Source organism: Paenibacillus sp. FSL M7-0802, assembly GCF_038004945.1.
Taxonomy (GTDB): Bacteria; Bacillota; Bacilli; order Paenibacillales; family Paenibacillaceae; genus Paenibacillus; species Paenibacillus polymyxa_B.
Window position 1 is genome coordinate 1,596,668 of sequence record NZ_JBBOSD010000001.1, and the last position, 26,942, is coordinate 1,623,609.

Genomic DNA, 26,942 nt, shown 5'->3' on the forward strand with positions numbered 1-26,942 from the left:
CAAACAAGATATTAGACCTATTATCATGCATAAAAATGAAAGATTTGCTATCATTCAGATTCCTTTTACCCAAAGTAAGTATCCATACTTGTGAAAATACGTCTTCATTTTCATAGAAATAAAGTTAATTTGCCTATGAACCTCTTTAATTTAATATAATCATATGAATTTTAACTCCCAAAAAATGATTCTTTAGAACCTGAATCAAATTGCCTATTTTCAAAATTAAAAAAAGCCTACCTTTTTTATTAGGTAAGCTCCACGCGAATATGCATAAATCATAAAACTTCCTATATATTCAGTTCCCATCCTCCTCCGCATAGTTCCTCACATTGCGCTCTACAGCAGAGCGGTATTCAACAGGCGTCTTGCCTGTGTGCTTTTTGAACAACATATGAAAATACTGCCTGCTGGCCACGCCTACATAATCGGCAATTTCTTGAATGGGAATGTCCGTTTGCTGAAGAAGCATACGGGCCTTGTCCATTCGCAGCATCGTTAAATACGCGGTAAGCGTTTGCCCAGTATGTTTTTTGAAAATACGGTGCAAATAACCTGGGTGCAGATTCACAGCTGCCGCCATGTCCTTAACCACAATATCTCGGTCATAGTTCAGATGGAGAAATTCAATGCATCGTTTGATGTACATATCCGTTTGCTGCGTGTTGCTGCGCTCTGCCTCTTCCCGTAGACGTGCAATTCGTACTAGCAATTGCATAAAAAGCATCTCTGCCATTGCACCCGGCTGTTCCTTTCGTTGGTCCAGCTCCAGCACGAGACTTTTCAGCGCATAATATACCTCTTCTGGGTCCGATAGTACCAGATACGGGAACGGACGTGACATGAGAGTCGTGACCTCCTGCTCCTCTGCTGCCATTTGTCGGATAGACGGCCCTACCCTCACTCCCTCCGTAAAACCAAACTCTACATTTAGCATCCGGCACGGTTGTTCTCCTTCCACCACTAGTCGATGCGGTACACCTGCGTCCAGCATAATAAACTCGCCTTTACGCAGCGTGATGCTTTCTTCCACATTCTCTCCCGTTTGTACATCTACCCTGCAAAAGCCGGAAATCATGTACATAATTTCGGTAGAATGATGATCGTGGTAAGACATGGTGTAGTCATGCCATTGCTTGTAATAGTAAGCAAAAAAACGGGGAATATAATCCCCGTCACGCAGCCGTGGCTCAAACAGACTTCCGTTCATCCCCGCACCTCCACAAAAATAGATAAGGCTAACACGACAACGTATCTGCAACCGCTCTATTTTCACAGTTTAACAGACTGAGTCTTGTACTTCTATTTCACTCCATCGGACGATCTGAAATCCTCTGGAATATGGCAGGCGACTCCTGCCTAAAAGGTTGGGGATTTATCACTTTTTGGACTTAAATACTGAATCAACATTCCCGCAAATCGGTTAGCAATTTCTATATCATCAAGTTCGTTATTCCAATCGTCCTTGGACGTCAGACTCATTTTCTGTAGTATACCCATCATAGACGTGAAGATAAAATGAGCGGTCTTCAAGGGTTCTGTGTCGGACTTTAATGATCCATCTTGGAATCCAACTTCCAGAGCATCCATCAGGAAATGTCGTTCCTTTTCCCGGCTAACAAAATTTTTGTACTGTTCTTTGAGTTCTTGATTTGAATCATAAGCTTCGTAATGCAGATCGAATAGAAGAATAAACTTGATGTATTCTGGATGTTGCCGAGCGTAATCAATCCATGCATCAAGCATCGAAGTAAGCATCTCCTTACCGCTCATTTCGGCTGAAGGTGCCCTTCTAACAAATTCGGTCATGCTCTCAAGGATTTCCATCTGAACCTCAAAGATCAGTTCGTTCATGGACTGAAAGTGCTTATAGAATGTGACCCGACTTACACCAGCCACGTTGCATACATCCTTAATATTAACTTTGAGAAAGCTTTGCTTCATAAAAAGTTCCTTGGCAGCCGCAATGAGTTCTTCCCGATTTTTATTTTTCAAATTCTGGTGCCAGTTCTCAGTCATTAACAACCATCCGTTTCTCATTTTTCGATTTTTGTAAGGTTAAGAAAAGGGCAGATGCAAGGATAAGGGCACCAAAAATATAAGGAATATGAATGTGTTTGTCAAACATCAAACCCGCTAAAATGGGTCCCAATATATTGCCTAGGCTGGTATACGTCGTATTCAATCCGGCGGCATATCCTTGACGATCACCAGCTGAGTTCGCGATCATTGTACTTACGGTTGGCCTTAGGAAGGCATTAAAAGCAAAAAACAGCGCCGATACCGCCAGCAGATAACCTAAATTGATCTTAATTATCATTAACAGTAAAGCGATGGCTGTCATGATCAAAGAAAGACGTATAAGCTTCATCTCACCAAGTCTCTTGATGAGATAATCAAGTAGCCATATCTGTACTACGATGCCTATAATTGCACCAACCGTAATGATCATTGAGATTTTAGTGGCATCAAAACCATATTTTCGTTCCACAAAAAGAGCATACACCGTTTCATAATTCATCAAACCTAATGTCATGATCAGAATGAGGAGAAGATAACGAAAATAGGATGTCCGAAATGAATTTAGGATTTGGTTGCGAATTGGCTCCCGGCGGACCCATTGGCTAGCGGGTTTTCGTTTTTCCTTGGGTAGTGTCTCTGGCATATACAAGCTAAGCAGCGTAGCTACAAGTCCAAGTCCACCAGCAAAAAAATAGGGCACCCTTATGCCAAACTCAGCGATCATACCGCCTAACCCCGGACCAAGCACCATACCCAAATTCATGGAGGCACCCAAGTATCCCATTCCTTTAGCTCGGGTTGCAGAAGTGGTAATATCAGCGACGTAGGCCATATTAGAAGGAACCATTAATCCAATACCTATCCCCCCGATAAATCGGGCTATATATAGAAGAGGCAATGTCGTAGAAACAGCAAACATTAGATCCGAGATGACGGTTAAAAACAGACCGGTGATGATCATGGATTTCCGACCCCATCTATCCGAAAGCTGCCCACCTAGGGGCGAAAAAATAAACTGTGCTGCTCCAAAAGCGGCAATAAGATACCCCGCAGCAGCTCCTGCCGCATTAAATTGTTTCAGATATTCAGGCAGAATGGGAATCACCATACCTTGACCCAATAAAGCAATAAACAAATTCAGCATCAGAATGAAAAGTGGAAATATAGCAGACTTAGGTAAGCTGCTCATGTTTGTAACCCCCTTCAACCATTTACACTATGTAATCCTTTACTATGTGTAAACTATATTAGTTGAAATAGGGACCCTTGTAAATAAAATTACAAACCTATTATGCCAAGCTAATACCAGAAAGAGATCTTTTTATTCTTGCTTTACACATTAGGTTCCTGTTTTGCAAACTCTTGTAACATACCTCTTATTTGTTCTACCAATATAGCAGGTGCTTTCTTTGGTGAACCCGTGTCAAACGGAGGCTGAGGATCGTATTCCAAAATCAGCTGAACTCCTTTACTCATATCTTCTCCCAATTCCCATGCCAATAGCTGGAGTGCCATATCAATACCAGAGGAGACACCGGCTGCTGTAACGATTTTGCCCTGACGAACCACTCTCTCATCTGTTGGAATGGCTCCAAGAGATTGGAGCAGGTCTAAGGAACCCCAATGACTGGTGGCTACGGTTCCATTTAACAAGCCTGCGGCGCTCAAAATCAAAGAGCCGTTACAAACCGACGTGGTCCATTTCGTAGTTTCATGTATTTGGCGAATCCAATTTAACGTTTCTTCGTCATTCATTGGAGTTTTATAATTTGGCGGACTGCAACCTGGAACAACAAGAATATCAGCTGAACTAACTTCAGAAAAGCTGTAATCGGCATGCAAATAACCCATATTTGAGTCCAGCTTGATTAACCCTTTTTTCTTAGCGACAAACTTCACTTCACATTTCAGTGTAGCAGCAAATACATCGTATGGACCCATTGCATCTAATGCCGTAATTCCATCGAAAAGCATGATTGCGATTTTCATGATGATCTCTCCTTTGAAGTGGGATTTTATTCTTGCACATCCATACTAACATACATATACGGGGTATGGGTATATTTAATGGTGTGAAAGCAGTATCTTCATTTCAAACGCCTCTTTAAGAGTACGTACTTGTAAAAAGGCATACTTAAAAAGGGCCACCCCCGAGGTAGTCCTTTTAAGTATGCCTGTAAATCTGTTAATCGCGAGCCGGCTTAGGAGCTTTGCTTACTCAATTGACCATAATATAAATCACTGTAAAAGCCTTTGTGAGCCAGCAGTTCATCATGAGAACCCTGCTCCTCCAAACGGCCATCCTTTAAGACCAGAATCCGGTCAGCCTGACGAATGGTATTCAGCCGATGCGCGATGACGAAACTTGTTCGCCCCTGCATGAGCCGCTCCAGTCCTTCTTGTATCTTCATCTCGGTAATGGTGTCGATGCTGCTTGTTGCCTCGTCGAGTACAAGGATGGAAGGGTTGGCCAAAATAGCACGGGCAATAGCCAACAGTTGTTTTTGCCCTTGACTGATGCCGCTGCCGTTCGCTTCCAGCACCTTGTCGTATCCGTCCTTCATCCGCATGATAAAGGAATGGGCGTTGGCCAGTTTCGATGCTTGTTCAACCTCCTCATCGGTGGCGTCCAGTCTGCCGAAGCGGATATTTTCACGAATCGTCCCCTGAAACAGAAAGGAGTCCTGTAGCACAAATGCCATGCGGGAGCGCAAGCTTTCACGCTGTATGGTGGTGATATCGCGCCCGTCCAGCGTAATCATTCCCTGGTCGGGGCTATAAAATCTGGAAAGGAGCTGGATCAGTGTCGTTTTTCCTGCCCCGGTCGGGCCGACTAGTGCGATCATTTCACCAGGTTTGGCTTCAAAAGAGATACCTTCCAGCGTAGCGCTTCCCTCATCATAACCGAAGGAAACATCCGTAAACCGCACCGCCCCCTCCACATGCTCTACCTCCACTGCGCCGCGTTCATCCTTGGACTCTTCATCTTCATCCAATATTTCAAATACTCGTTCAGCTCCGGCAATAGCGGACAGCAGGGTGTTCCACTGGTTAGCCAAATCATTCAACGGTCTGGTGAACTGGCGGGCATATTCTACGAATACAATAATTGTACCTATAGTGATGGAGCCGCGAATGGCCAAAATCCCACCGATCCCCGCTACAATAGCAAAGCTGAGATTATTCAGTCCGTTCATCAGCTTCGGTATAAAGCCTGAAATCGTTTGTGCCCAGAAGCCCGATAGCCGAATACGGTCATTACGCTCGCCAAAACCACGGATGACTCTCTTTTCCTGCGAAAATGCTTTAATAATCTGCTGCCCAGACAGTGTTTCTTCGATGTATCCGTTCAGTTCGCCCAAATTCTTCTGGCGTTCCTTATATAAAGGCCCGGTGCGACGTGTAATCCAGCGCATCCCGGCAGCCATTAACGGCACCACGATAAAGGTCAGCAGGGTCATCAGCGGGCTTAACCACAGCATCACCGTGAGTGTACCGATTAGCGTCAATATACTCGAAAAAATCTGAATGGCGGAACTGTTAAGCGTAGAACTGACATTTTCAATATCATTGGTCAGACGGCTCATAATCTCTCCCTGCTGACGTTTGCCGTAGAAAGGAATCGGTAGTCGATGCAAATGTGAAAACAGATCGAAACGCATGCGGTACACCGTCTCTTGGGCAATCTCAATCATCCAGATATTTTGCAACCAGGAGGTCAGCGAGTTGAGCAGATATACAGCTCCTAATCCGATGAGAAAATAAATCCACGTGCGTCCACCCGGACCTTCGAGAAAATCATCCACCGCTACGCCGACCAGATATGGACCCAGCAGAGCCAGCCCGGAGCTGAGCAGTACCATGAACAGCACCAGCATCAGTTTGGCCTTACGGCGGGCCAGATAAGCCCATATCCGTCCTAACGTACCAGACCAGTTCTTCGCTTTGGCCTTGCTGCGTCCTTCCGCTCCCACCGGATTTCGCAGCACACCGGACGGCGGTGTAGGCTGACGGAACGGTTCAATGAGTTCCTTGAACATGCGACTCCTCCTTTCCGTATTGTGATTCATAGATACGCCGATACAGATCCGAGCTATCCATGAGATGCTCATGACTTCCACTTGCCATCAGGCGACCCTCATCCAGCAGTAAAATCTGATCTGCTGAGGCCGTCGAGCTGATTTTTTGCGTAATGAGAAATGTCGTGCAGGACAGGCCATCGAGTGCATTCAGTAGTGCTGCTTCTGTCCCTACATCCAATGCACTTGTGCTGTCGTCCAAAATCAGCACTGTCGGCTGGCGCACCAGTGCGCGGGCAATCGAAAGCCGCTGTTTCTGTCCGCCAGACAGATTGACGCCACGCTGCCCGAGCATCGTGTCATAGCCTTGCGGCAAGCGTTCAATCATATTATGGATTTGCGCCATCCGTGCAGCTTCCTTAATTTGCTCCAGGCTGGCATTCTCCAGCCCCCAAGCAATATTATCCCGAATCGAGCCGGTGAATAGCAGTACCTCCTGAGGCACATAGCCAATAGCCTCTCGCAATATGGACGCATCCAGTTCACGAGCGTCCTTTCCGTCAAAGCGCACATAACCTTCATCTTCTTCATACAGACGTGTAATCAACTGCACAAGTGAGGATTTGCCCGAGCCAGTGGCCCCCATAATAGCTATCCGCTCGCCCGATTGCGCCTTAAAAGATATATCCTTTAGGACAGCCAAATCACTGCCCGGATAATGAAAGCTTACCCGGTCCATTTCCACCTGTCCCTCAATCTGTGTATGATGTGTTGAAACAGGCTCCAGCTCTTGCCCATCTTCATTAGATGTTTCCAATATCTCTCGAATCCGCCCCGTAGATGCAGTTGCCCGGGAAAATACAACAACGATACCTGATAAGGCAGACAGGGCTCCAATTGTCCGCAGTGAATAATTGACGACTGCGACCACCTGTCCTACACTGGCATCCCCAGTGGAAATTTGGCCGCGTCCGAACCAAAGTACTGCAATAATCCCTGCATTCATCGTAAACAAAATGAACGGCATCGTCGTTTCTGTCCAGCGTAGAGCGGACACCGTCCCTTTCATCAACTCGCCTCCGTAATGGGCAAAACGTTCGATTTCATGCCGCATCCGCACAAAAACCCGGATGAGACGGATACCTGTCAGATTCTCCTGAATCACTCCGTTAACGTCATCCAAGCGTCGCTGGACACCTTTAAACAAAGTGACCGTCCTCCGCATCATCACCAACACAAACACGAACAGCACTGGGGCCATAACCGCCAATAGCAGCCCAAGCCTGAAATGTACAACCAGTGCCATCACAATACTGCCGATGACTACAAGCGGAACCCGTGTCATAAAACGCAGGCTCATAAACACCGTATCTTGTACTTGCGTGACATCCCCGGTCAGGCGCGTAATCAGCGACGAAGTGGCAAAACGTTTAAACACAGGATACGAAAAGGATTGCACTTTACGGTACAGCTTTTCCCGCAAATCATAGCCGAAGCCCTGACTTGCATGTGAAGCAAAAAAAGAGCTGGATATCCCCGCCATAAAAGCGATAACGGCACTCCCCACCAATACACTGCCCCATAACCAGACGACGGACAAATCCTGCTGTCGGATGCCCTCATCAATGATTTTAGAGATCAAATATGGCTGTGATAGCTCTACCGTCAATTCCAGCAACATCATCACGAGCGCTGCGATGGCTGGAACCCGATATTTTTTTAGAAAAGAAAACATCATTCCCACAAGCATTCCTCCAATTGCCCATAGCCGTCCTTCCAGATCAGCGTGTAATGGTTATAAGATTCGAACCTGTCTGCTGTAAAACCATATATACGCACTTTATACAGCACTATATTTTATTATACCCTTCTGAACGGCTTCGTTTAACCAGCAAATTGGAGACTCCGGTTGTGAAATTAAAAGATATGCAAGAAAGCGTTCCAGTCACGGTCACACTCACCGGACGGGAACGCTTTTTCGGTTATTTCGGCAGCTCTGCCGGATAATACTGCAGCCAGCGCCTTAAATCCGCGCTATGAATGACACGCTTGGGATCTTCACCGACTAGGCGAAGTCGCTCCAGCAGGAACTTGATTTCACCGGAGCCTGCCTCGATTCCTTCCTGCTCCAGCATATATTGAACTGCACTTCTGCCCGAATGCTTGCCGAGTACAAACGAATGGTCAGCGCCCAGCTCGGTCGGATCAAGGGCCTGATAGGCGGCGCGCTCCTTTAGCAGACCGTTGATATGTATGCCGGATTCATGGGCGAATACCATGTCTCCCACAATTGGCTTACCTTCGGGAATGATTCGGTTGGAGGCTTTGGACACCAGTGCAGCCAGCGGGTTCAGCAGTTCGGGACGGACACTGCAGGTTCCTTGATATAGGTCCCTCCACGACATCACCACTTCCTCCAGCGCCGTATTACCTGCCCTTTCCCCAAGGCCCGACACTGTGGTACTGGCCCAGACAGCTCCCGCCTGCAAAGCTGCCAAAGTATTGGCAAGCGCTAGGCCATAATCATTATGACAGTGAATCTCAAGCTCCACATCCTGCGGCACACGCGATACAAATCTGTCTATACGGGCAGCTATGGCAGCGGGATGGTGAACGGACAGCGTGTCGGCATATCTGAAGCGCCGGATACCATCCCTATAGAGCTGATTCGCCAACTGCTCAAGGAACAGGTCATCTGCCCTTGAAGCATCCTCAAAGCCTACGGAAACAGTCAATCCTTTACACAGACCGTAATCGACAGACTTGCGGATCAGCTCAGTCACCTGCTCAGGGTTCATACCCAGCTTGGCCTTCATCTGCACCGTCGACACGGGAACCGAAATATGGGCCCAGCCGACACCTGTCGATTCAGCTGCATCAATATCCGTGAACACCGCGCGATTCCAGGTCATTAGCTTCATCTGAAGTCCGAGAGCAGCAATCCTGGCAATAGACCTGCACTCCGCCTCTCCCATTGCCGGAATTCCGATCTCAGCCTGCTCCACCCCCGCCGAGTCCAGCATGATGGCAATTTCAGTTTTCTCCTCGGCCGAAAAGGCAACGCCCGGAGCCTGTTCTCCGTCACGAAGTGTCGTATCACAAATATGCAATCGACTCATCTGTATTCCCTCCCGTTCCGCAGCACGGACAACGCGGATTGCGTTTGACCGCTATGGTGCAGCTGCTCATATCCAGCACATTCATACGGTACATGCGGTCAGTGAACAGATTGCCCGCATCTGTAATCCATTTGACCGCTTCCAGTGCAGCCATACAGCCAATCAAGCCAGAGGTGGCTCCCAGGACCGGGAATCCCAGAGGCTCCCAAGGCTGTCCGCCTTCTGGGTAGAGACATTCCAAGCATGCCGTCCTACCGGGATCAATGGTCATCAATGATACTTCATAGGCGTACATGGCCGCCTCTATCATCGGTCTGCCATGTCGAACACATAGTCTGTTCAGCGCATATCTTTCCGGAAAGTCATATCGTGCATCAATCACGATATCTGCCGCTTCTACCCATGGTCGAGAGGATTCTTCCGTGATTCTGTCGGCGTGGCCCTCAAGCTGGGTCTCCGGATTGATACGGTGCAAATGCTGCAATGCCGTTTCCATCCGTTCCTCCCCGATTCGTCCGCTGTCCATCAGCACCTGCCGGTTCATATCGGGCAGATGGATTACGCCCTCATGGGCCAATATCAGCTTTCCCACTCCAGCAGCGGCCAGGTACATGGCCGCTGTCCCTCCCAATCCTCCGATGCCTGCAACCATAACAGTAGCCTGCTTTAGCCTGTTCTGACCTTCCACTCCCAGCAGCTTCAACTGGCGTCCGTATCTACTGTCTTCCAGCAGCTGTACCATTCGTCCACCCCTCCATGTGCGGCTCCCGCCTTTAAGATATTCGGTCCGCAGGATCTTGACATCATATACGGTTGCTCTTCCTTACAGAAGGCTCATGATTCGGCTTTGCCGCTGCCCTCCTCAGCGTGCAGGATTTTGGCAAGCCACATGGGCGGATTACGAGCCAGCATATTCTGGAGACGCTGGACCTGCTCCTCAATGGTGCTACCGAAGGCCACCTTCACAGGCATAATGGTCCGTTTGGTAACCTGGGCGGCGGCCGAAGCGCCAATCTGTACCAGGAAGATCAAGGCACAATCCTCGATCAGGCCAATGCGGCTGGCGATCTTGCCCGCCTCGTTCTCATCGCTCCCCAGGGCTATCCGCCGATGCTCCAGGAACTGGACGCCTGAGTGCCGGATTTCGAATACAGTGAACATGGGACTCTGCCCAAAATGAGCAGTCACATGCACACCGTCTTCCGTCGCAAATGCAACCTTCACCCTCCTCTCCCCCTCTCGGCAAGCAATACATTACCCACCTTGTTCACCCACTCCATAGTTCCACGGTATCCGACGCTTACGGATGTGTGGGCGCCCAGCTCGTCATACACCGGCAAGCCTGCCGGTACGAATGAGGCCCCGGCCCGTGCCGCTCCCTTTCTTCCATGTGAATTGCTGATCCACAAATCAACGCCCTGCGCGCTCTCCTCTGCATCATCCAGATCACCGATCCAGACTTCCCGTTCTGTCTTTTGCAGTGCGGGCGTGCTGCAGGGTGTAATTAGCCGTTTCAGTTCCACTCCCATCTCCTCCAGCCAGGCTGCGGTCGACAGCATATGATCCGGTTCTAGCGCCACTACAGCGGAAGCGCCGGAATAATAGAAATGGGCATCCAGCATGCTGTCCAACAGATTTTCACGCTGCCAGCGGAAGCGAACAGGGGCTGGCTCGCGGCTGATTTTCTGCAGAAAATGTATGAACGCATCGCTCGCGGCCAAGCCAGACAGACCCGTGAACAAGTGGTAGGGAATGCCTGCGGCATGAGTCAGCCTGCGCGCCGGACGCTCCATGCTCGCGCCAATGGCAATGGTGCAGGAAGACTCCAGCATCTGGCAGGCTGAATCCAGCGGAGTCCCCCCTCTCGTCAAAGGGGAAAAGCCTGTCAGCAGGTGACCAGACAAGGAAGTGGAAATATCGGGGAGCGTAATAACCTCTAGGCCGAAGGAAGCGATAATATCCTTGATTTCCATGACATCTCCGGCAGTCAGATAAGAAGCCGGCAGCAGATTGATCTGCGTCCGGCGCTGTTTTTTGGGGGACTTGCCTCCGGCCAACCCGAGTACAGCATCCATTAGCGACTCTACTGTACTGCTGTAGCCCGTCTCCAGAGAGCCGTGAAAATCAGGCAGCGATACAGAAAACAGCAGACTGTCCTTCAATGCCCGTTCTCGCTTGAACGCCTTTACCCTGGACTGAAAATCAACACCTGCCACCTCAGTGAGGGCCGTGCTGATAACGCCGATGACATCTGGATGGTGCTTGGACCAGATATGATCCAGCGCCTCCTCCAGATTCCGGTCTGCATCAAATATAACGTCCATTTCTTGCAGCGCAGAGGTCTGAACGGCAATCGGCTCTCGAAAATGGCGAGTCAGCAGCGCCTTGGAGAAGGCCGAGCAGCCCTGAGCGCCGTGCAGCAAAGGCATTGAGCGATACATCCCCTGCAGAGCCAGCACGCCGCCCAGAGGCTGTCCTACCTTGAGCGGGTTGACACTGACAGGCTTCGTGGCGGATTTAATCGGCAAATTCCGTCTCCTCCTCCCATGGAGCCAATTTGGCGGTCAGCTCCCATACCGGATGCTGCAGCGTATGCACAAGCTGTTTCGCCAGAGACAACAGCCCGTCATAGCCCGCATAGGCTTTGTGCCGTTCTTGATTGATGTCCACAAAAGGAATCTGTTCCTTAAGCGCCATATACATGTTCCGGCCCCCGGCAATGACCATGTCTGCCTTGCGGCTCCGTACGGTCTTGAGAATCTGCCGGGCGCCGCCTTCCGGGATGTATTCCGCATCATCTCCGATACGGTCAGCAATCCGGGATACATCCTCGGCAGTACTCTTGTTCGTGCCTACACCAACTACCTTAATGCCCAGCTCTTGCAAAGCCGTAATGACAGACCAGCTCTTTACCCCTCCGGTATAGAGCACTGCCCGCTTTCCTTTCAGTTGCTTGCGGTAGGGTTCCAGCTCCAGCGATAGCCTCATTTCCTCCCGTGCGGCCAGCTTATCCACCCGTCTCTCTACATCACGATCTCCAGTCAGGTAAGCCATCTGCCGCAAGGAATAACTCGTCTCCTTTGCTCCATAAAATGAACCTTCAAAATAAGGAATGCCGTATTTACGCTCCATTTGGACTGCCAGGCCCAGCAAAGCCCGGCTGCATACGACCATATTGGCCTTGGCACGATGCGCCCATCCCACCTCACGGAACCGACCGTCCCCGGTAATTCGGGACAGGATACTCATTCCCGCCTGCTGCATCAGCCGCTCGATATGCCACATCTCGCCCGCAATATTGTATTCCCCAATGAGATTGATATCATGGGAGGTTGTCTGTTCCGGCTCGGTGTTGCCGATAATATGCTGGAACAGCACGTCTCCGGCCAGCCGGGTCCCGAGATTCTTGCTCCCCACAAATCCCGGACTGTTCACCGGAATGATCGGCGTCCCCAGCCGCTCCGATTCAGCCTTGCAGACCCCCTCGATATCTTCACCGGTGAGGGCTGTGACACATGTTGTATAGACAAACACAGCGGGAGGAGCAAAGCGGCTGACAATGTAGCGGATCGATTCATGCAGCTTCTGTTCACTACCAAAAATGATGTCCTGTTCTCCAAGATCAGTAGTGAAGCCATACGCCGACAGCTCCGGGCCGCTGGACAGGCTGCCTCTGCTCTCCCAGCTATTGCCGAGACAGGCAATCGGCCCGTGCACCAGATGAGCCGCATCTGCAATGGGGATCAGTGTAATCTGGGCCCCGTCAAAGGAGCAGCCACCCGAAGCCTCCCCCGGCACAGGCCGGGGACAGGGCGTGCTTTTGGGAATTTTGTTGCCGCAGGATACCTCCAGCCTTCCGTTAGACACAGCCGGCTCCATCCGCACACCCCCCTTATTTCAGATAGAATCCATTGAAATAGCTGCCAACTTCCATCTACGCGGTACAGCAATTAGCGCACCAGATCAAAGCTATGATCCGGGGCCTGCTCTTCCATGACATCCAGTACGGTATTCACGAATTGGGTAAGCAGATTCAGCGCACCCTGGTAGCCGATAATCGGATAACGATGCAGATGATGCCTGTCGAAGATCGGAAAGCCCACACGGAGCAAAGGAATTTTCGCCTCTTTGGCCGCGAACTTCAGGTGGGAGCTGCCAATAGCCAGGTCCACCGGGTCCTGGAACAGCAGCGAACGCATATGCCACAAATCCTGACCGGAATGAACCGTGGCTTCTGCACCGTAAGGGCTGGACTTCAGCAGAAGCTCTGCTTCCTTCTCAAATTTCCGGTCCCCATTGGAGCAAACAATATGCACCGGCTCCATGCCCAACTCCAGACAAAAGCCAATCAGGCCGATGAGCATATCCGGGTCTCCCGCCATAGCCACTCGTTTGCCGTGCAGATAAGCATGCGAATCCATCATGGCATCCACAATTCGGGCGCGCTCCTGCTTCAATGCCTCGGGAATTTCCTTTCCGGACAGACGGCTGATCTCTTCAAGCAAGCAATCAGTAGCGCGGATGCCCAGCGGCGTGGAGATGGAAGACACCTGCTGCCCCCAGGTTCGCTTCATATAGCCTAATGTTTTACGAAGAGAGTACTGCTGGATCGCCAACGTGCCGGCAGCATCTGCGGCCTCAGGCACATCCTTAAGCGGCGTTCCCCCGTAATAGTAGCTGTACTCTCCAGTGGCCCCTGAATCAAAATTACTGCTGTGGTCACCCAGAATGGTATACGTAGCGCCGAACATCCCCAGTATGCGCCGCATTTCCGCAAAATTGCCCGTATACCCGTCAAACCCGAGCAGTACATTCAGCTTCAATTCATGACCAGGCTGCGGCGTCCGGCCTGACTTGTTATACAGCGTCTCCAGTACAGACCGCAGCATGGCGTCATAGCCTGTAATATGTGAACCGGAGAAGCTGGGGGTATTGGCAAAAGGAACCGGCATATCCTCGGGAAGGGCTCCCTCCTGACGGGCATTAGCCAAGAAGGCAGACAGATCATCTCCGATCACCTCTGCCATACAGGTCGTGCATACCGCAATCATCTCCGGCTGATACAAGGCAATACAGTTCTCTATACCGTCAATGAGGTTGCGCATGCCGCCGAATACGGCGGCATCCTCGGTCATCGAGGTGGAGACGGCAGGAACAGGCTCTTTGAAGTGGCGGGCAAGATGGCTACGGAAATAAGCCGTACAGCCCTGTGAGCCATGAATGAACGGGAGCGTTTTTTCGAAGCCCAGCGCAGCCATAACTGCTCCCAGCGGCTGACAAGCCTTGGCCGGGTTCACGACTACAGCTGTACGAGCGAAATTCTTATCCTTGTATTCCTTGGTCTTGGTGTACTCTAGGGTGGCGGTAACCTCCTCTGGCGAGCAAGGGGCCTCGAAGGCCCGTTTCTCCTCACGCTGGCGCACATATTTATCCTGCCGAAACAGCTGATTGTGATCGACAATGTTCAGACGCTCGCTCATACCGGCACCTCCGCAGTCTGCCGGGTCGGCAGCAGGCTCCATACTGGACTGTTTATGGTCATATCCATATCACGTGCAAAAATCTTGAAGCCGTCAAAACCATGATAAGGCCCGCTGTAATCCCAGGAGTGCATTTGACGGAAGGGAATGCCCATTTTGTGATACACGTATTTCTCCTTGACTCCGGCGCCCATTAAGTCAATATTCAGCCGCTGGGCCAATTCCTCCAGCTCATAGGCAGTTGGGTCATCGTACAGAATGGTGCCTTCTTTTACATCGGGAAACGTCTTTTCGTAATCATCCTTATGGGCAAATTCATAGCCTGTAGCCACAATTTCCATCCCCAGGTCCTCATAGGCACCGATGGTATGCCTTGCCCGCAGTCCGCCAATCAGAAGCATTACCTTTTTGCCTTCCAGACGTGGGCGGTATTTACGGATGACCGCCTCCATCTGCGGCATATATTGGGCAATGACCTGCTCACATTTTTCCTGAATCGTCTCGTCAAAGCGGGCAGCAATCGCTCTGAGGCTCTCCATCGTCTTGGTCGGGCCGAAGAAGTTATATTCCATCCAGGGAATTCCGTATTCCTGCTCCATCGTTGTGCACATATAATTCATGGAACGATGACAATGGATCAGGTTAAGCTTGGATTTATGCGCAATTCCCAGCTCATTGATCGTACCATCACCCGACCACTGTGCTATAACCCGCAGTCCCATTTCCTCCAGCAAAATGCGCGAGGCCCAGGCATCACCGCCGATATTGTAGTCCCCGATAATGGAGACATCATAAGGCCCGCACTCCTTCAGCTCGCGGCGCCCCATCAGAAAATCGCGGATAGCATCATTGGCAATGTGATGGCCCAGAGACTGACTCACTCCGCGAAAGCCCTCACAGCGTACAGGAATGACCGGAATGCCCAGTTCCTCTGTCATCTTCTTAGCCACGGCCCCGATATCATCACCAATCAGTCCGACCGGACATTCAGATTGCACGGATATGCCCTTAGCCAGCGGGAACATCTCCTTAATTTCCCTGCAGATCACCTCCAACTTCTTATCTCCGCCGAACACGATATCCTTTTCCTGAAAATTGCTTGTAATCTGCATGGCGGTAAAATTATCGATTCCCAATACCCCATTCGCATAATTGCGTCGGGTACCCCAACTGTATTGCCCGCAGCCGATGGGACCATGGCTAATGTGCACCATGTCTTTAATCGGGCCCCATACCACACCCTTGGAGCCTGCATAAGCACAGCCCCTTGCTGTCATGACGCCGGGCCGTGATTTCATGTTGGACTTAATGGAACAGGTTCCGCAGTTCACAAGCTCCTCATCCGCGATCTCAAAATGCTTGGTCCGGTCCTTCTTGGCCTTCTTGGGATATACCTCCAGTATCTCCTCTACGATCTGCTTTCCCTTATCCACAATACTGCTCATTTGGCCTATTCCTCCCTCCTGCGAGCTACGCGTTCAGCTCCCTCCATCATCACACGTTGGTTCCGTCATTAAGCCTTCTAGCTGGAGCCTACTGCCCGGACGCCTCAGCTTTGTTAATTGCGGTTTCTTCATCCTCAATAATGCCGAATTCCATCAACAGATCCTCCAGATCTTCCATGGAAATGGGAGTGGGAACCGTTAGCATATCGTTATTCAAAATCTTACCTGCCAGCTCTTCATACTCCGCAGCCTGCTTATGTTCCGGGTTATATTGGGTAACGGTCATACGGCGCAGCTCAGCGTGCTGTACAACATTGTCACGCGGCAAAAAGTGGATCATCTGCGTGTTCAGTCTTCTCGCAAGCTCTGTAATCAATTCCGCTTCCAGGTCCGTATTCCGGCTGTTGCAGATTAAGCCGCCCAAACGCACCCCGCCGCTGTTGGCATACTTCAATATCCCACGCGCAATATTGTTGGCAGCGTACATAGCCATCATCTCGCCTGAGCATACGATGTAGATTTCCTGCGCCTTCTTCTCCCGGATCGGCATGGCGAAGCCCCCGCACACGACGTCCCCAAGTACATCGTAGGATACGAAATCCAGCCCTTCGTAGGCGCCCTCTTCCTCCAGAAAATTAATGGCTGTGATGATGCCGCGTCCTGCACAGCCGACACCGGGCTCTGGCCCGCCGCATTCCACGTTCAGAATGTCACCGAAGCCCTTCTGGACAACATCCTCCAGCTCCAAATCCTCTACCGTGCCCCTTTCAGCAGCCAGATGTAGCACTGTCTGTTGGGCCTTCGTATTCAGAATAAGACGGGTGGAGTCTGCCTTGGGATCACAGCCTACGATCATAATTTTTTGTTTGAATTTGGTCGCGAGCTGAGCCAGTGTATTCTGCGAAGTTGTCGATTTGCCGATACCGCCCTTACCGTAAAACGCAATTTGTCTCATATTTTCTCAGCCTCCAAAATGTTTAATGGGTAAATCCGAATGATTGCCCTTAACTCCCTTATTGCGCTTACTTCCTTTATTGCTCTGCACAGGATACATATAACGCAGAAATTTCACATATTCCAGAACCGATTCCTCAATATCCTCGCCGCATACAATAGGCAGCACGCCAGCTTCCTGCAATGCTTCTTTGGGGGCTTCGCCTATGCCGGACGACAGCAGCAATGCACAGTCATGCACCATGGAAAGGATCTCCTTCATCGTCTCGACCTTGTCCCCATTGCAATCGGCTTTCCCGTGGCAGTAGGATTGCACCTTACGAATGCCTATGAAATTTACGATGGTCCCGTCGCTTTCATAGATCATAAATTCCTTGGCACGGCCGAAATGCTGATTCACCTTCCCTCCGCCACGACTGGCCACTGCGATTAGGACTGGCTTTGAGGTGAAGCTCGCTTCAGGCTTATCTCCCGATAACGGGCAGCTACAGCCAGCCCCGGTTGACGGTTGTTTGTGGTGTGATTGTCCCTCCTTGCGTTCCATTCTCACTCTCACCTTCTCATCCAGTTCTTTCTGAAATTGTGCCCTTGCCCCTTCATCCATGGGAGGAGCAGCCGCTATGTTCTCCCATGTAAAATCCTGATTCCGATCCTCGCCCAGCAGTCCAATCGCATCCGCCCTGCACTGACGGCAATGGCGCATAATGACAGCCCCCGCTTCAGCACATTGCTCCTGCAGCTGCCGGACCAGACGGGGACGGGGAGCCCGCATCCCTTCCTGCTCATACCGGCTACCAGGTGCGATGATGAGCGGCATAATGTTGTGCAGCACTGCGCCGTGCTCCTTGACTACCCTGGCTACCTCCGGCAGATGGGCATCATTGACTTCGGGAATCAGCACCGAGTTCACCTTGCACAATACGCCTCTCGAAGCCAGCATCTTCAAGCCTGCCAGCTGGCGGTCAATCAACAGCCGCGCGGCCTCCTCTCCTGCATAGCGTTTTCCTTCATCGTAGACCCATCCATAAATGCGGCTCCCCACCACTGGATCTACAGCATTGATCGTGATCGTGACATGCGAAATACCCAGCTCTACAATCCTGTCAATATGCCTGATCAAGGTAAGGCCATTTGTGCTGAGACAGAATATGACATCCTTAACTGTCTTACGGACCCGGCGGAAGGTATCGAAGGTTGCCTCCGCATTGGCCAGCGGATCTCCAGGTCCCGCAATGCCGACAACGGACAGCTGCATCAGCTGTGCCGCTACGCCATAGGTCTTGCTCGCCGCCTGCTCCGGCGTGAGCAGTTCACTAACAACGCCGGGACGGCTTTCATTGACGCAATCGAATTTGCGGTTGCAATAATGGCATTGAATATTGCATGCCGGGGCTACTGGAAGATGAATGCGCGCAAAATAGCGATGTGCCTCTTCGTTATAACAGGGATGTCGTCTGAGGGTTTCCAATGCTAAGGGGGTTTCCGAGAGATCAGCTAAAGAGTCCATTCATTCCCTCCTCTCCACGTTATATTCCCTTACACAAATCTCTGTTATTGTCTGGAATATAATTACATCTTAGAGACAGGGACAAATCCAGTCAATTCGCTTCTCCATGAAATCTCTGACATTTATCCTCATTTCACATATGTGTCAAATTTTACGTTAGGTAATATGTCATACCATTTACATGTGTGCGATTACATTATATATTCTCAATAACATCAAGACGTAAAAAAAGAGAGTCCGTTAAGACGGCTCTCCTTTTGAAATAAGAAATTCAAATTGGCTCGATCCTTACATGTTGGTAAAACGCCTGCCCTCCAAATACATTCACACCCACATGCCCCTCGGCGAACGTACTATCTTCTAGGTCGATGACCTGCTCACCGTCTACGTCAATGCGAATGCGCAGGCCCTCTGCCACGATTTTAATATGATGAAACATTTCCGGCAGAACGAATCTTGGAACCTTGGCAAGCACCTGCTGCTCCTCAAATTGACCCTCTTTTTTAAAAAATAGGCGAATCGATTTCAGATTGGGGTCCAAATTCAGATAATAGCCACTCGATCCGTCAGCATTGGCGCGGAAAATCATGGATCCAGCACTTCCATTTCCATGCAGCTTCATATCAGCCTCATACGTAAAATCTTCCGCCTGCTCAGCAGCCATATAATTCGCATCGCTGATATAGCTTCCTCGTATCCCATCCGTTGTCACGATCCACCGCGATGCGGAAACATCCGGCTTCCAACCTGTAAGGTTGGTATGAAACACCCCACCGTGCACCTTAACCAAGGTACTACCGCGGACCTTATCCTCCGAATCGGAAGCCGTAACAACAGCTTCTCCCGGGGCAACTGCCTCCATTAACGCACTCCCGTCCTCGGACGCATTGATCTTTACAATCTCAGGATTGCTAGAAACCCAAATCAGCGAGATTTCTTTTTCTCCAGACTCATCCTCCACACTCGCGTACAGACGCTTCGTCTGCTCCCTCGCAAGCTCCACATAAGTGTGATCCATGATCACACTGGCAGACGAAGCATCTGGTAGCCTCCAGCTGTTCCGCAAGGCATAAACATGGAGGGAAACAACCTTCACCTCACCACCCTGGGTGTAAAAGCCCATCCCTCTTCGCGCCGAATCGGGCAAAATAATCTCCGAAAATACGACCTCTCCATCATTCCCAAACACCTCAACCGAGGATTCGTCCACAAATATACGCATTTGGATTCGATTTCCGATAGGTGCAAGTGATGCTTTATGAAGCGTTGAAAATAGAGTAGAGAAATCTGTAAGCCCTGAATCAGCACGGTTTACAAACATTTGTTGTATGTCTGTTGTATAGCCGACCGCCGTTCTTTGCTCACCGCCATCCCGCACGTAAAACCCGAATGCTGAAGCAGCCCCAACAGAAGGCAGTTCGAACACCGCTTCAATCTCATAGGCACCTGCATCCAAACCTTCCAGTATATTCGGATAAGATTCCGTGACACTTTGATTTTCTATCGCAAATAAACGGGAACGCAGCGAAGTCAGCTCGGATATCGGATGCTGTATCAAACGGATGCCTTCACGAGTTGTTTTTAGCGATAACTCTCTCGGGATGCTAAACTGTCCCTTCCAGGGAGAAGTCGGAAAGCTGAACGGATAGTCCCAATTCGTCATCCATGCCAGCATGATACGCCGCCCGTCGGGTACATCGGAGAAGGACATTGAGGCGTAGAATTCCTTGCCCCAATCGGTTTTCAACACCTTCCCCGGTGAATGATCGTTTTGAAATTTGCCATCAGACGTCAGTTCACCGATAAAATATTCCGTATCCGAGCCTTGAGTGTTTGTGCTGGCTCCAGTGCTAACCATCAGCACCCATTTAGAAGTATTACCATCGTCTACCGGAAGCTGAAATAGATCCGGGCATTCCCATACTCCACCACGTATATAATCACCATAACCAAAGTTATCCGTCCAGCGCCAATCTATTAGGTTGGTGGAGGTAAAAAAACGAATATGATCGCCTCCCGACACTACCATAATCCAGCGCTGATAGGCTTCATCCCACACTACTTTAGGATCACGGAAATCCCAATTGCCAGGATCGTTTTCACTTTGGCCCGGGTTCTCTATTACAATTGGACGGTCTTTCGGGTATTGCCATGTACGTCCCCGGTCTGTGCTGTAAGCAAGGCCGATTCTCTGGTTGCCCTTGAGCTGATCGGGATTGAAGGAAGTGTAATAGGCAATCAGCCCTGCTCCTCCGTAGTCACCGAACAAGCTGGAAGTATTGGTTAGATCGGCTACAGCCGAGCCTGACCAGATATGACCAAGATCATTCCACTTCAATGCAAACGGAAGCCTTTTCCAATCCAGCAAATTTTGGCTGACCGCATGCGCCCATTGTCCACCATCCTGATGGAACAGGTGATACTCCCCCTCGAAATAAACCAATCCGTTCGGATCGCTCGCCGAGCCTCTGGCAGGAGAATAATGATACTGCGGGCGATATTTTTCTGTATAGTAATTCGAGACAGAGGTAAGGTAGATATCCTGAAAATAAGCAGTTCCCCCGGTCACTTTCAAGCCTGCAAAGACGTTGGTATTGCTGCTATCCATGATATCAATTGCCGCAGGAGTATATCCATCTATAAATACCTGAATCCGCTCTCCATGAGCGATGATTTCCAAGTGGTGTTTGCTGCTGAACCCACCCTGATATGTCTGCGCCGACTTTGTAATCAACGTTCCGTCCGCCTTCTTCAGTTGTACGCGAACCTGATTGCCTTCGCCTTGCACAGAAGTAACATATCCATTTTTCCCATCCTGACTCCCTCTGAAAAATAGTCCTGCTTCCATTCCCGGTTCAGAAGGATTCAGCGTCACACCGCCTTCCAGCACCAGGTCTGTAGCTGCGGAGCTATATATTTTCAACGCATCTACTGCACTTGTTCCCTCAGCCCTTTGCCCCTTCAGGTCAGGTTGCCATTTTCCACAGATCAGGAGCGGTCCGCTTAGATTCGTATCCATATCACTGACTTGAATGTTCTGAAATAACGCTGATCCATTCCAGACATTCAGCCCCAAATATCCTGATGTATAAGTCGTATCGACCACATCTATAATCGGGTTATATCCCTCATCCCAGAACACTTTAAGATGGGAGCCCTCTACGCTCACCTTAAGATGATAAATAGCTCCTTTTTTTAAATTGACCTGACGTTCCTCTTTCAGTCTTCCAATATCCCCGGTAGCATCCCGCAACCGCAACAATCCGGCAGCCGGCACGATTTGGAGCATATAGGAAGACCACCCGTCCTCACTGGAACGGAATACTAGCGTAGCATCCGCCTGTGTGTCAGTGACCATCACATCCGCCTCAAAAGTAAAATTCTGAGACGTTGTTCCGGACATAGCCATCACATTTTCCTGCGGCTCCGACCTCAGCAAAAGTCCCTGGATGTTATCTTCTATGTGCCCCTGTCCTTTAATCTGCCAGCCGGTCAGGTTCGTTCGCGTGTTAGTAAACTCCACCTTCATCCCCAATCCCCTACCTTCTAGTACGGATCAACACCGCGCATCCACTACAAAATAATTGGAAAATCAGCTGTTTAGATCGTCATGGAGAACGTCTCATTTCAGCGGCGAACGATCCACATAGATATGAATGTCCAATCGGTTTTCTACTGTTTCCAGTGGGGCTGCGTGTCTTCCCGCAAAGTCCTCATGTAAATCCGAACAGCCTGACCGTGCCCGGTCTACATATACTTCCTGCGTATCAGAAGCATAACCGACGAGCATCTCCTGTTCTTTTGATACTCGCAATTCCCCCAATCTGTAATAAATCGCCTATACAACAAATTTGAAAAGGCTTACATTTCCCATCTTCAATTTACCAAATCGAAATGTCATTCGTCAATTATTTTTGTAAAAAAATAATTGACATTTGACTAAATATAGCATTAATAAATTATGCTTTTGTAAGAAGAAATGATAACAGTCATAGTATATAATCCAACTTTAAAAGTTAACCATAAACAATGACCGCTTTACTTATACAGCATGGATCTGTCCTCTCTGTTTCCCATGCGCACTTTTTTTGTCCAGCTTATATAAGATTGGATTTAAATTTATTTGTCGATCCGATGGAGATAAATATAAGTTATCAAATAAACTTTACAAATGTAAATATTATTTGTTCATTTGCAATGCAAACATTGCTATTTCATGCGAACTATTATACATTTAAGATACATTTAAGGTCTAAACGGAGAGCTGTAAGAGGCAACTGTACCTCTCAGGCAATCCATTATTAGTGAAGGTGGAACCTGTCTATGAAGAAAGAAAAAGTCACCATTCAAGACATTGCTGACGCTTTGGGAATCTCTCGAAATACCGCGTCCAAAGCGATTAACGGTAATGATAGCATCCCGGTTGATACTCGGAACAAGGTCATTAAAAAAGCGATAGAACTTAAATATAAGCAATTTGCCTATGTGGAAACGGAGAGCATCATCCCGAAAAATCAAGGTAACATTGCCCTGGTCACATGCAATCTGCCGAACAGCTCACATTTTGGCTCCTTACTCATCAGTGGTTTGGAGAAAAGAATAAGCGCAGAAGGGTATAATCTGTCGATTCATATTGTGCGGGAAAATGAAATCCATGCAGGAACGCTTCCTAATAATTTTGAAGCCTCCAAGGTGGATGGAATTATTTGTATTGAAATGTTTGATCCACAATATAGTGAGCTTATTACGGATTTGGGACTGCCCACGATCTTTATTGATTGTTCTGTGGACATTTCTTATCCTGATTTGAAAGCGGATTTATTGCTGATGGAAAATGAACATAGCGTTTATTCTGTCACCAAAAGCCTGATTCATCGTGGATTTACGCGGATCGGGTTTGCTGGGGATTATAAGCATTGCAAAAGCTTCAACGAGCGGTGGTTTGGATATAACAGAGCTTTAATCGAAGCAGGTCTAAATGTGGATTTATCTTGCTGTATTGTCGATCAGGACCGGAATTTTTTCTCCGAGTCGGATTGGATGGATAAACAATTGGAAGGCATGAACGTGCTACCGTCTGCGTTCGTGTGCGCCAATGATTTTATTGCCGTCAGTGTCATGAAAGCGCTCAAAAATAAAAACTTGAAAATTCCTGACGATATTGCCGTGTTTGGGTTTGATAACGCTCCTGAATCCCGGATTGTGGAACCTCATTTATCCACCGTGCATATCTACAACAACGAAATGGGCATTACGGCGGCTGAGATGCTATTGGCGCGGGTCAAAAATCCTTCTAGACCTTATCAGATCACGCATATCAGAACAGAGCCGATATTTAGAGAATCCACTCCAGTGTTACAAATAGAAAAGTAAAAAGGTGTTCTGACGACGCTACGTGAACGGAACGTTGCTCCAATCGCTGTTGTATCCGGATTTTATTAAATAGCCTAGTGGTAAAAATCCGGATACAAAGGCGACCGCTGACGCTTTTCTCAATCGTTCCGTCCTCTCCGCTACTTTCAGCGTTTCCCTCACTATTACGGCTTTTCTAACCATCAATACAGACCTTGGATAGAGCTACCTCTACTGTGAAAGCTCTAAGAAAGCAAAGAGGCAAACCCCTAAATCATCCAGAGGCTTGCCTTTTTCTAAATCCATTAACTAATTTATACGCCGAAATAGATCTTAGTCTTCAGCTATTGGTTTATAAATCCTCTGCTGGAACTACTGGAACTACTGGCTCTCCCTCTATTTCCTTCGCATCTATTTCCGCCCCATCGATTTTCGTTTCATCGACTTCTTTTTCATCTACCTCCGCTGTCTTTGCCTCATCCACCTCATCACTGCTCTCTTCCTCCATCAAGGCTTTTGGCGTGTAGAGCTTGGGAATCGGTACATTCGCCCAATCCATATCGGACGCAAAGTAAAAGCTCGTATAGGAAGGTTGGTTATACCCGGTATTTTGACGCGCCACATCCGTGCGATATTGCGGATCATGCATCAACGTGTACAATTTATGCGTCGTAGGCTCTGTGCTCAGATAGATACGGATTGCCGAGCTATCCGCTGTGCGGACGAGCATTTCCTCCCGCCAATCTCCGAAAATGTCGGCTACCAGCGATGGAGTTCCTTTCGTATAGTTGTTCGTTTTGGTTCCAGTGGCGGTCATCAATGTACCTCGTTTCCAATCCTCAATGGTTGGGGTTACATCAATTGCACCGTTTACGATTTGTGTGGTCATATCAGCTGCCCATTTGATACTCATATTGGTACCTGGCATCTTCGTATCCAGCTGTTTACCCGCTGCGGTCCACAGGCCTATGGCCCACGTCTCCAGACCTCGCTGATCCGGATCTATGTCACCGACCATTCCCCGACCTGTATCCTTGCCGGAATATGCGCCGTAAATGATTTCACCCGTTTTGGCATCCCGCAAAGAATAGCCATATGGAGCGTAGGTGCCACCTTCATGTACCATAAAGATTTCTTTGCCGGGGCGATCCGGGTCAATATCGGTCACATGCAGCGCATCGCCATGTCCCAATCTGGCGGTTTGACCTGGAGTTGCGCTTTCAGGAGGCATGACATCAAATGAGCTGTACAACAGGCTGCCATCATGGTCAATCGTGGCGGAACCGTATACGATTTCGTCCTTGCCGTCACCGTCCACATCCACCACGCTCAAAGAATGCGCTCCCTGTGTGGTCAAGGTGCCAAATTTCGGGTCCGTTCCATCACGCCCGTGCGGACTATCGTTAAATGGATTGGTCATCGGTGTCCAGCCACTGTCCACCATCCAATGTTTTTGGAGATGGCGACCATCCCATGTGTAGGTGGCCAAAGTGGAACGCGTATAATAGCCGCGTGCAAATACAGCGTACGGCTTGCGTCCGTCCAAGTAAGCCACACCTGCCAGAAAGCGGTCTACACGGTTGGCGGGTTCAATGCGGGCCATGGCGTAATCTCCCCACATGAGGCCATCGTCATGACGCTCCGGCTCATAGCGGATGGTATCCAGCTCAGCTCCCGTTTTCCCTTTGAAAATCGTCAAATACTCCGGTCCATCGACGATGAAGCCCTCGAACTCTCTAAGCTTGTTTTTGTCGCTCCGTGAAGGCGCGTATACATCCATAAAGTAGTCTGTCAGGCTTTCCGCATCCTTTCGGGATAACGGATAATTGTACTTCGGAGCGATACCAAAGCATTCCTCCAGCGTAGCAGGCCATTGTCCCTTGACCACTTCTTCATGCTTCGTCCAGTTCATAAACATGTTCACCACATGCTCATAATAATCCGAGCGACTCAAACGGTAATCGTCCTCATGTGTAATCCCTGCTTTGCGATCCTCACGTGGAAGAGTAATATACTTTTCTTTTTTCGGCTTGCCCTTCTTATCAAAAGAAATCGTTTTGGTCCCTGGAGCCGTTTTGAACATCAGCTCGGCTTTACCATCGCCGTCAAAATCGTACACCATCATTTGTGTATAATGCGCACCTGATCGAATATTCACGCCCAGATCGATCCGATACAACAGCTTGCCTTCGGCCGTATACGCATCGACATACGTATTTCCGGTATACCCCTTCTGAGATACATCTTTGGAGTTCGACGGGTCCCATTTTACAAAAAATTCATATTGTCCGTCTCCATCCACATCCCCCACACTCATATCGTTGGCCGAATAAGTATAGGATTCACCTGCTGGTGTTACGCCATCAGCAGGCTTTTGGAGAGGAAGTTCATAGTAACCCTGTTGCCATGGCTTCACTTTGGCGCTACGATCCTTTTCCCGTCCATTAACGACTGAAGCTACTCTGTATACCGATTTCCCATTCCCTTCCTTATCCACATAGTTGGTACTGTCGGTCACTGTCGCGATCTTCTTACCGTCACGATATACGTTAAAGTCCGCTCCTGTCAGCCCCGTTGAACCGTAACCGTTCACTTCTTGAGCCAATAACCGCCAGCTTAAAAATACCCCCTCCTGCGTTGCCGCAGCTACCAGTCCGCGATCCAGCTTTTCCAGCTGAATGCTGCCGCTACGGTTCTGTTCAACTGCGATTGCTGATTCCGCCTGCAGCGTCGGTTCGGACAAGTCTTCCGCAGCCACTCCTCCAGTCGTCCCCGTCATCGCCAGCATCGCTGCCAACGCGGCGGTCAAGCTTCCCTTTCGCCATGCGCCTTTCCCTTGAGCCATCCAGGTCGTCCTCCTCGAATGTATTGTGATGACAAGCAAATACCCAAAATGATTGCGCTTACATAAATTAAATTCCCTATTATTATAGTTTTGCCGTTCCCCCAAACGCGTTTAAATATCCGAGGATTTCTCTACACAAAACCGTGTTGTTTACTCATTCCAAATAAAACAGCCCTCACCAAGCCTGTTAACGGCATAC

At 49.3% G+C, this 26,942-nt stretch carries 19 protein-coding genes; 1 reads left to right on the forward strand and 18 read right to left on the reverse strand.

Translation table 11 applies throughout. The features are described from left to right. Positions 1 to 298: 298 nt before the first annotated feature. From MHB54_RS07660 to MHB54_RS07740, 17 genes are all read right to left on the reverse strand, one after another. The gene (locus MHB54_RS07660) at positions 299 to 1,210 is read right to left on the reverse strand and encodes an AraC family transcriptional regulator (protein WP_075153833.1); all 912 of its coding nucleotides are present in this window, start codon (positions 1,208 to 1,210) and stop codon (positions 299 to 301) included. A gap of 149 nt (positions 1,211 to 1,359) precedes the next feature. After that, positions 1,360 to 2,019, reverse strand: coding sequence for a TetR/AcrR family transcriptional regulator (locus tag MHB54_RS07665; protein WP_053324767.1), 660 nt, complete (start codon positions 2,017 to 2,019; stop codon positions 1,360 to 1,362). Further along, complete coding sequence (locus MHB54_RS07670; protein ID WP_264454102.1) at positions 2,012 to 3,211, reverse strand: MFS transporter; 1,200 nt, start codon at positions 3,209 to 3,211, stop codon at positions 2,012 to 2,014. Before MHB54_RS07670 ends, MHB54_RS07665 begins: the two co-directional genes overlap by 8 nt. Positions 3,212 to 3,354: 143 nt before the next feature. Then, the gene (locus MHB54_RS07675; RefSeq protein ID WP_023987280.1) at positions 3,355 to 4,011 is read right to left on the reverse strand and encodes a DJ-1/PfpI family protein; all 657 of its coding nucleotides are present in this window, start codon (positions 4,009 to 4,011) and stop codon (positions 3,355 to 3,357) included. A 212-nt stretch (positions 4,012 to 4,223) separates the two neighbouring features. Next, a complete protein-coding gene (locus tag MHB54_RS07680; RefSeq protein WP_264454103.1) occupies positions 4,224 to 6,062 on the reverse strand; it encodes an ABC transporter ATP-binding protein in 1,839 nt (612 codons plus the stop codon). Beyond that, positions 6,043 to 7,779, reverse strand: a complete 1,737-nt coding sequence (locus MHB54_RS07685) for an ABC transporter ATP-binding protein (RefSeq protein WP_080751604.1) — start codon at positions 7,777 to 7,779, stop codon at positions 6,043 to 6,045. Before MHB54_RS07685 ends, MHB54_RS07680 begins: the two co-directional genes overlap by 20 nt. 244 nt (positions 7,780 to 8,023) lie before the next feature. Next, complete coding sequence (locus MHB54_RS07690) at positions 8,024 to 9,160, reverse strand: homocitrate synthase/isopropylmalate synthase family protein (RefSeq protein WP_076264452.1); 1,137 nt, start codon at positions 9,158 to 9,160, stop codon at positions 8,024 to 8,026. After that, positions 9,138 to 9,902 carry a HesA/MoeB/ThiF family protein gene (locus MHB54_RS07695; protein WP_023987276.1) on the reverse strand — a complete coding sequence of 255 codons (765 nt, stop codon included), beginning with the start codon at positions 9,900 to 9,902 and terminating at the stop codon, positions 9,138 to 9,140. Before MHB54_RS07695 ends, MHB54_RS07690 begins: the two co-directional genes overlap by 23 nt. Positions 9,903 to 9,994: 92 nt before the next feature. Then, the gene (locus MHB54_RS07700) at positions 9,995 to 10,384 is read right to left on the reverse strand and encodes a NifB/NifX family molybdenum-iron cluster-binding protein (RefSeq protein ID WP_264454104.1); all 390 of its coding nucleotides are present in this window, start codon (positions 10,382 to 10,384) and stop codon (positions 9,995 to 9,997) included. After that, complete coding sequence (gene nifN, locus MHB54_RS07705; protein ID WP_264454105.1) at positions 10,381 to 11,688, reverse strand: nitrogenase iron-molybdenum cofactor biosynthesis protein NifN; 1,308 nt, start codon at positions 11,686 to 11,688, stop codon at positions 10,381 to 10,383. The genes MHB54_RS07700 and nifN overlap by 4 nt, the downstream gene beginning before the upstream one ends. After that, the gene (gene nifE / locus MHB54_RS07710; protein WP_264454106.1) at positions 11,678 to 13,039 is read right to left on the reverse strand and encodes a nitrogenase iron-molybdenum cofactor biosynthesis protein NifE; all 1,362 of its coding nucleotides are present in this window, start codon (positions 13,037 to 13,039) and stop codon (positions 11,678 to 11,680) included. Before nifE ends, nifN begins: the two co-directional genes overlap by 11 nt. A 71-nt stretch (positions 13,040 to 13,110) precedes the next feature. Further along, positions 13,111 to 14,640 carry a nitrogenase molybdenum-iron protein subunit beta gene (gene nifK, locus MHB54_RS07715; RefSeq protein ID WP_071559110.1) on the reverse strand — a complete coding sequence of 510 codons (1,530 nt, stop codon included), beginning with the start codon at positions 14,638 to 14,640 and terminating at the stop codon, positions 13,111 to 13,113. Next, complete coding sequence (nifD, locus tag MHB54_RS07720; protein ID WP_264454107.1) at positions 14,637 to 16,085, reverse strand: nitrogenase molybdenum-iron protein alpha chain; 1,449 nt, start codon at positions 16,083 to 16,085, stop codon at positions 14,637 to 14,639. Before nifD ends, nifK begins: the two co-directional genes overlap by 4 nt. An 88-nt stretch (positions 16,086 to 16,173) precedes the next feature. Beyond that, positions 16,174 to 17,040 (reverse strand): nitrogenase iron protein, encoded by an 867-nt coding sequence (gene nifH, locus MHB54_RS07725; RefSeq protein WP_023987270.1) that lies wholly within the window; start codon positions 17,038 to 17,040, stop codon positions 16,174 to 16,176. 6 nt (positions 17,041 to 17,046) lie between these two features. After that, complete coding sequence (gene nifB / locus MHB54_RS07730; RefSeq protein ID WP_264454108.1) at positions 17,047 to 18,546, reverse strand: nitrogenase cofactor biosynthesis protein NifB; 1,500 nt, start codon at positions 18,544 to 18,546, stop codon at positions 17,047 to 17,049. A gap of 271 nt (positions 18,547 to 18,817) precedes the next feature. After that, a complete protein-coding gene (locus MHB54_RS07735) occupies positions 18,818 to 22,075 on the reverse strand; it encodes a GH32 C-terminal domain-containing protein (protein ID WP_264454109.1) in 3,258 nt (1,085 codons plus the stop codon). Positions 22,076 to 22,168: 93 nt separating this feature from the next. Further along, positions 22,169 to 22,369 (reverse strand): GH32 C-terminal domain-containing protein, encoded by a 201-nt coding sequence (locus MHB54_RS07740; protein ID WP_068938463.1) that lies wholly within the window; start codon positions 22,367 to 22,369, stop codon positions 22,169 to 22,171. A gap of 500 nt (positions 22,370 to 22,869) precedes the next feature. On the opposite strand from MHB54_RS07740, the gene MHB54_RS07745 reads away from it, so the two are divergent. Beyond that, entirely contained in the window at positions 22,870 to 23,919 is a 1,050-nt protein-coding gene (locus MHB54_RS07745; RefSeq protein WP_068938462.1) for a substrate-binding domain-containing protein, read from the forward strand. 331 nt (positions 23,920 to 24,250) lie between these two features. Here MHB54_RS07745 and MHB54_RS07750 read toward each other — a convergent pair whose 3' ends face one another. Continuing rightward, positions 24,251 to 26,743 carry a rhamnogalacturonan lyase gene (locus MHB54_RS07750; RefSeq protein ID WP_028543226.1) on the reverse strand — a complete coding sequence of 831 codons (2,493 nt, stop codon included), beginning with the start codon at positions 26,741 to 26,743 and terminating at the stop codon, positions 24,251 to 24,253. Positions 26,744 to 26,942: the final 199 nt, after the last annotated feature.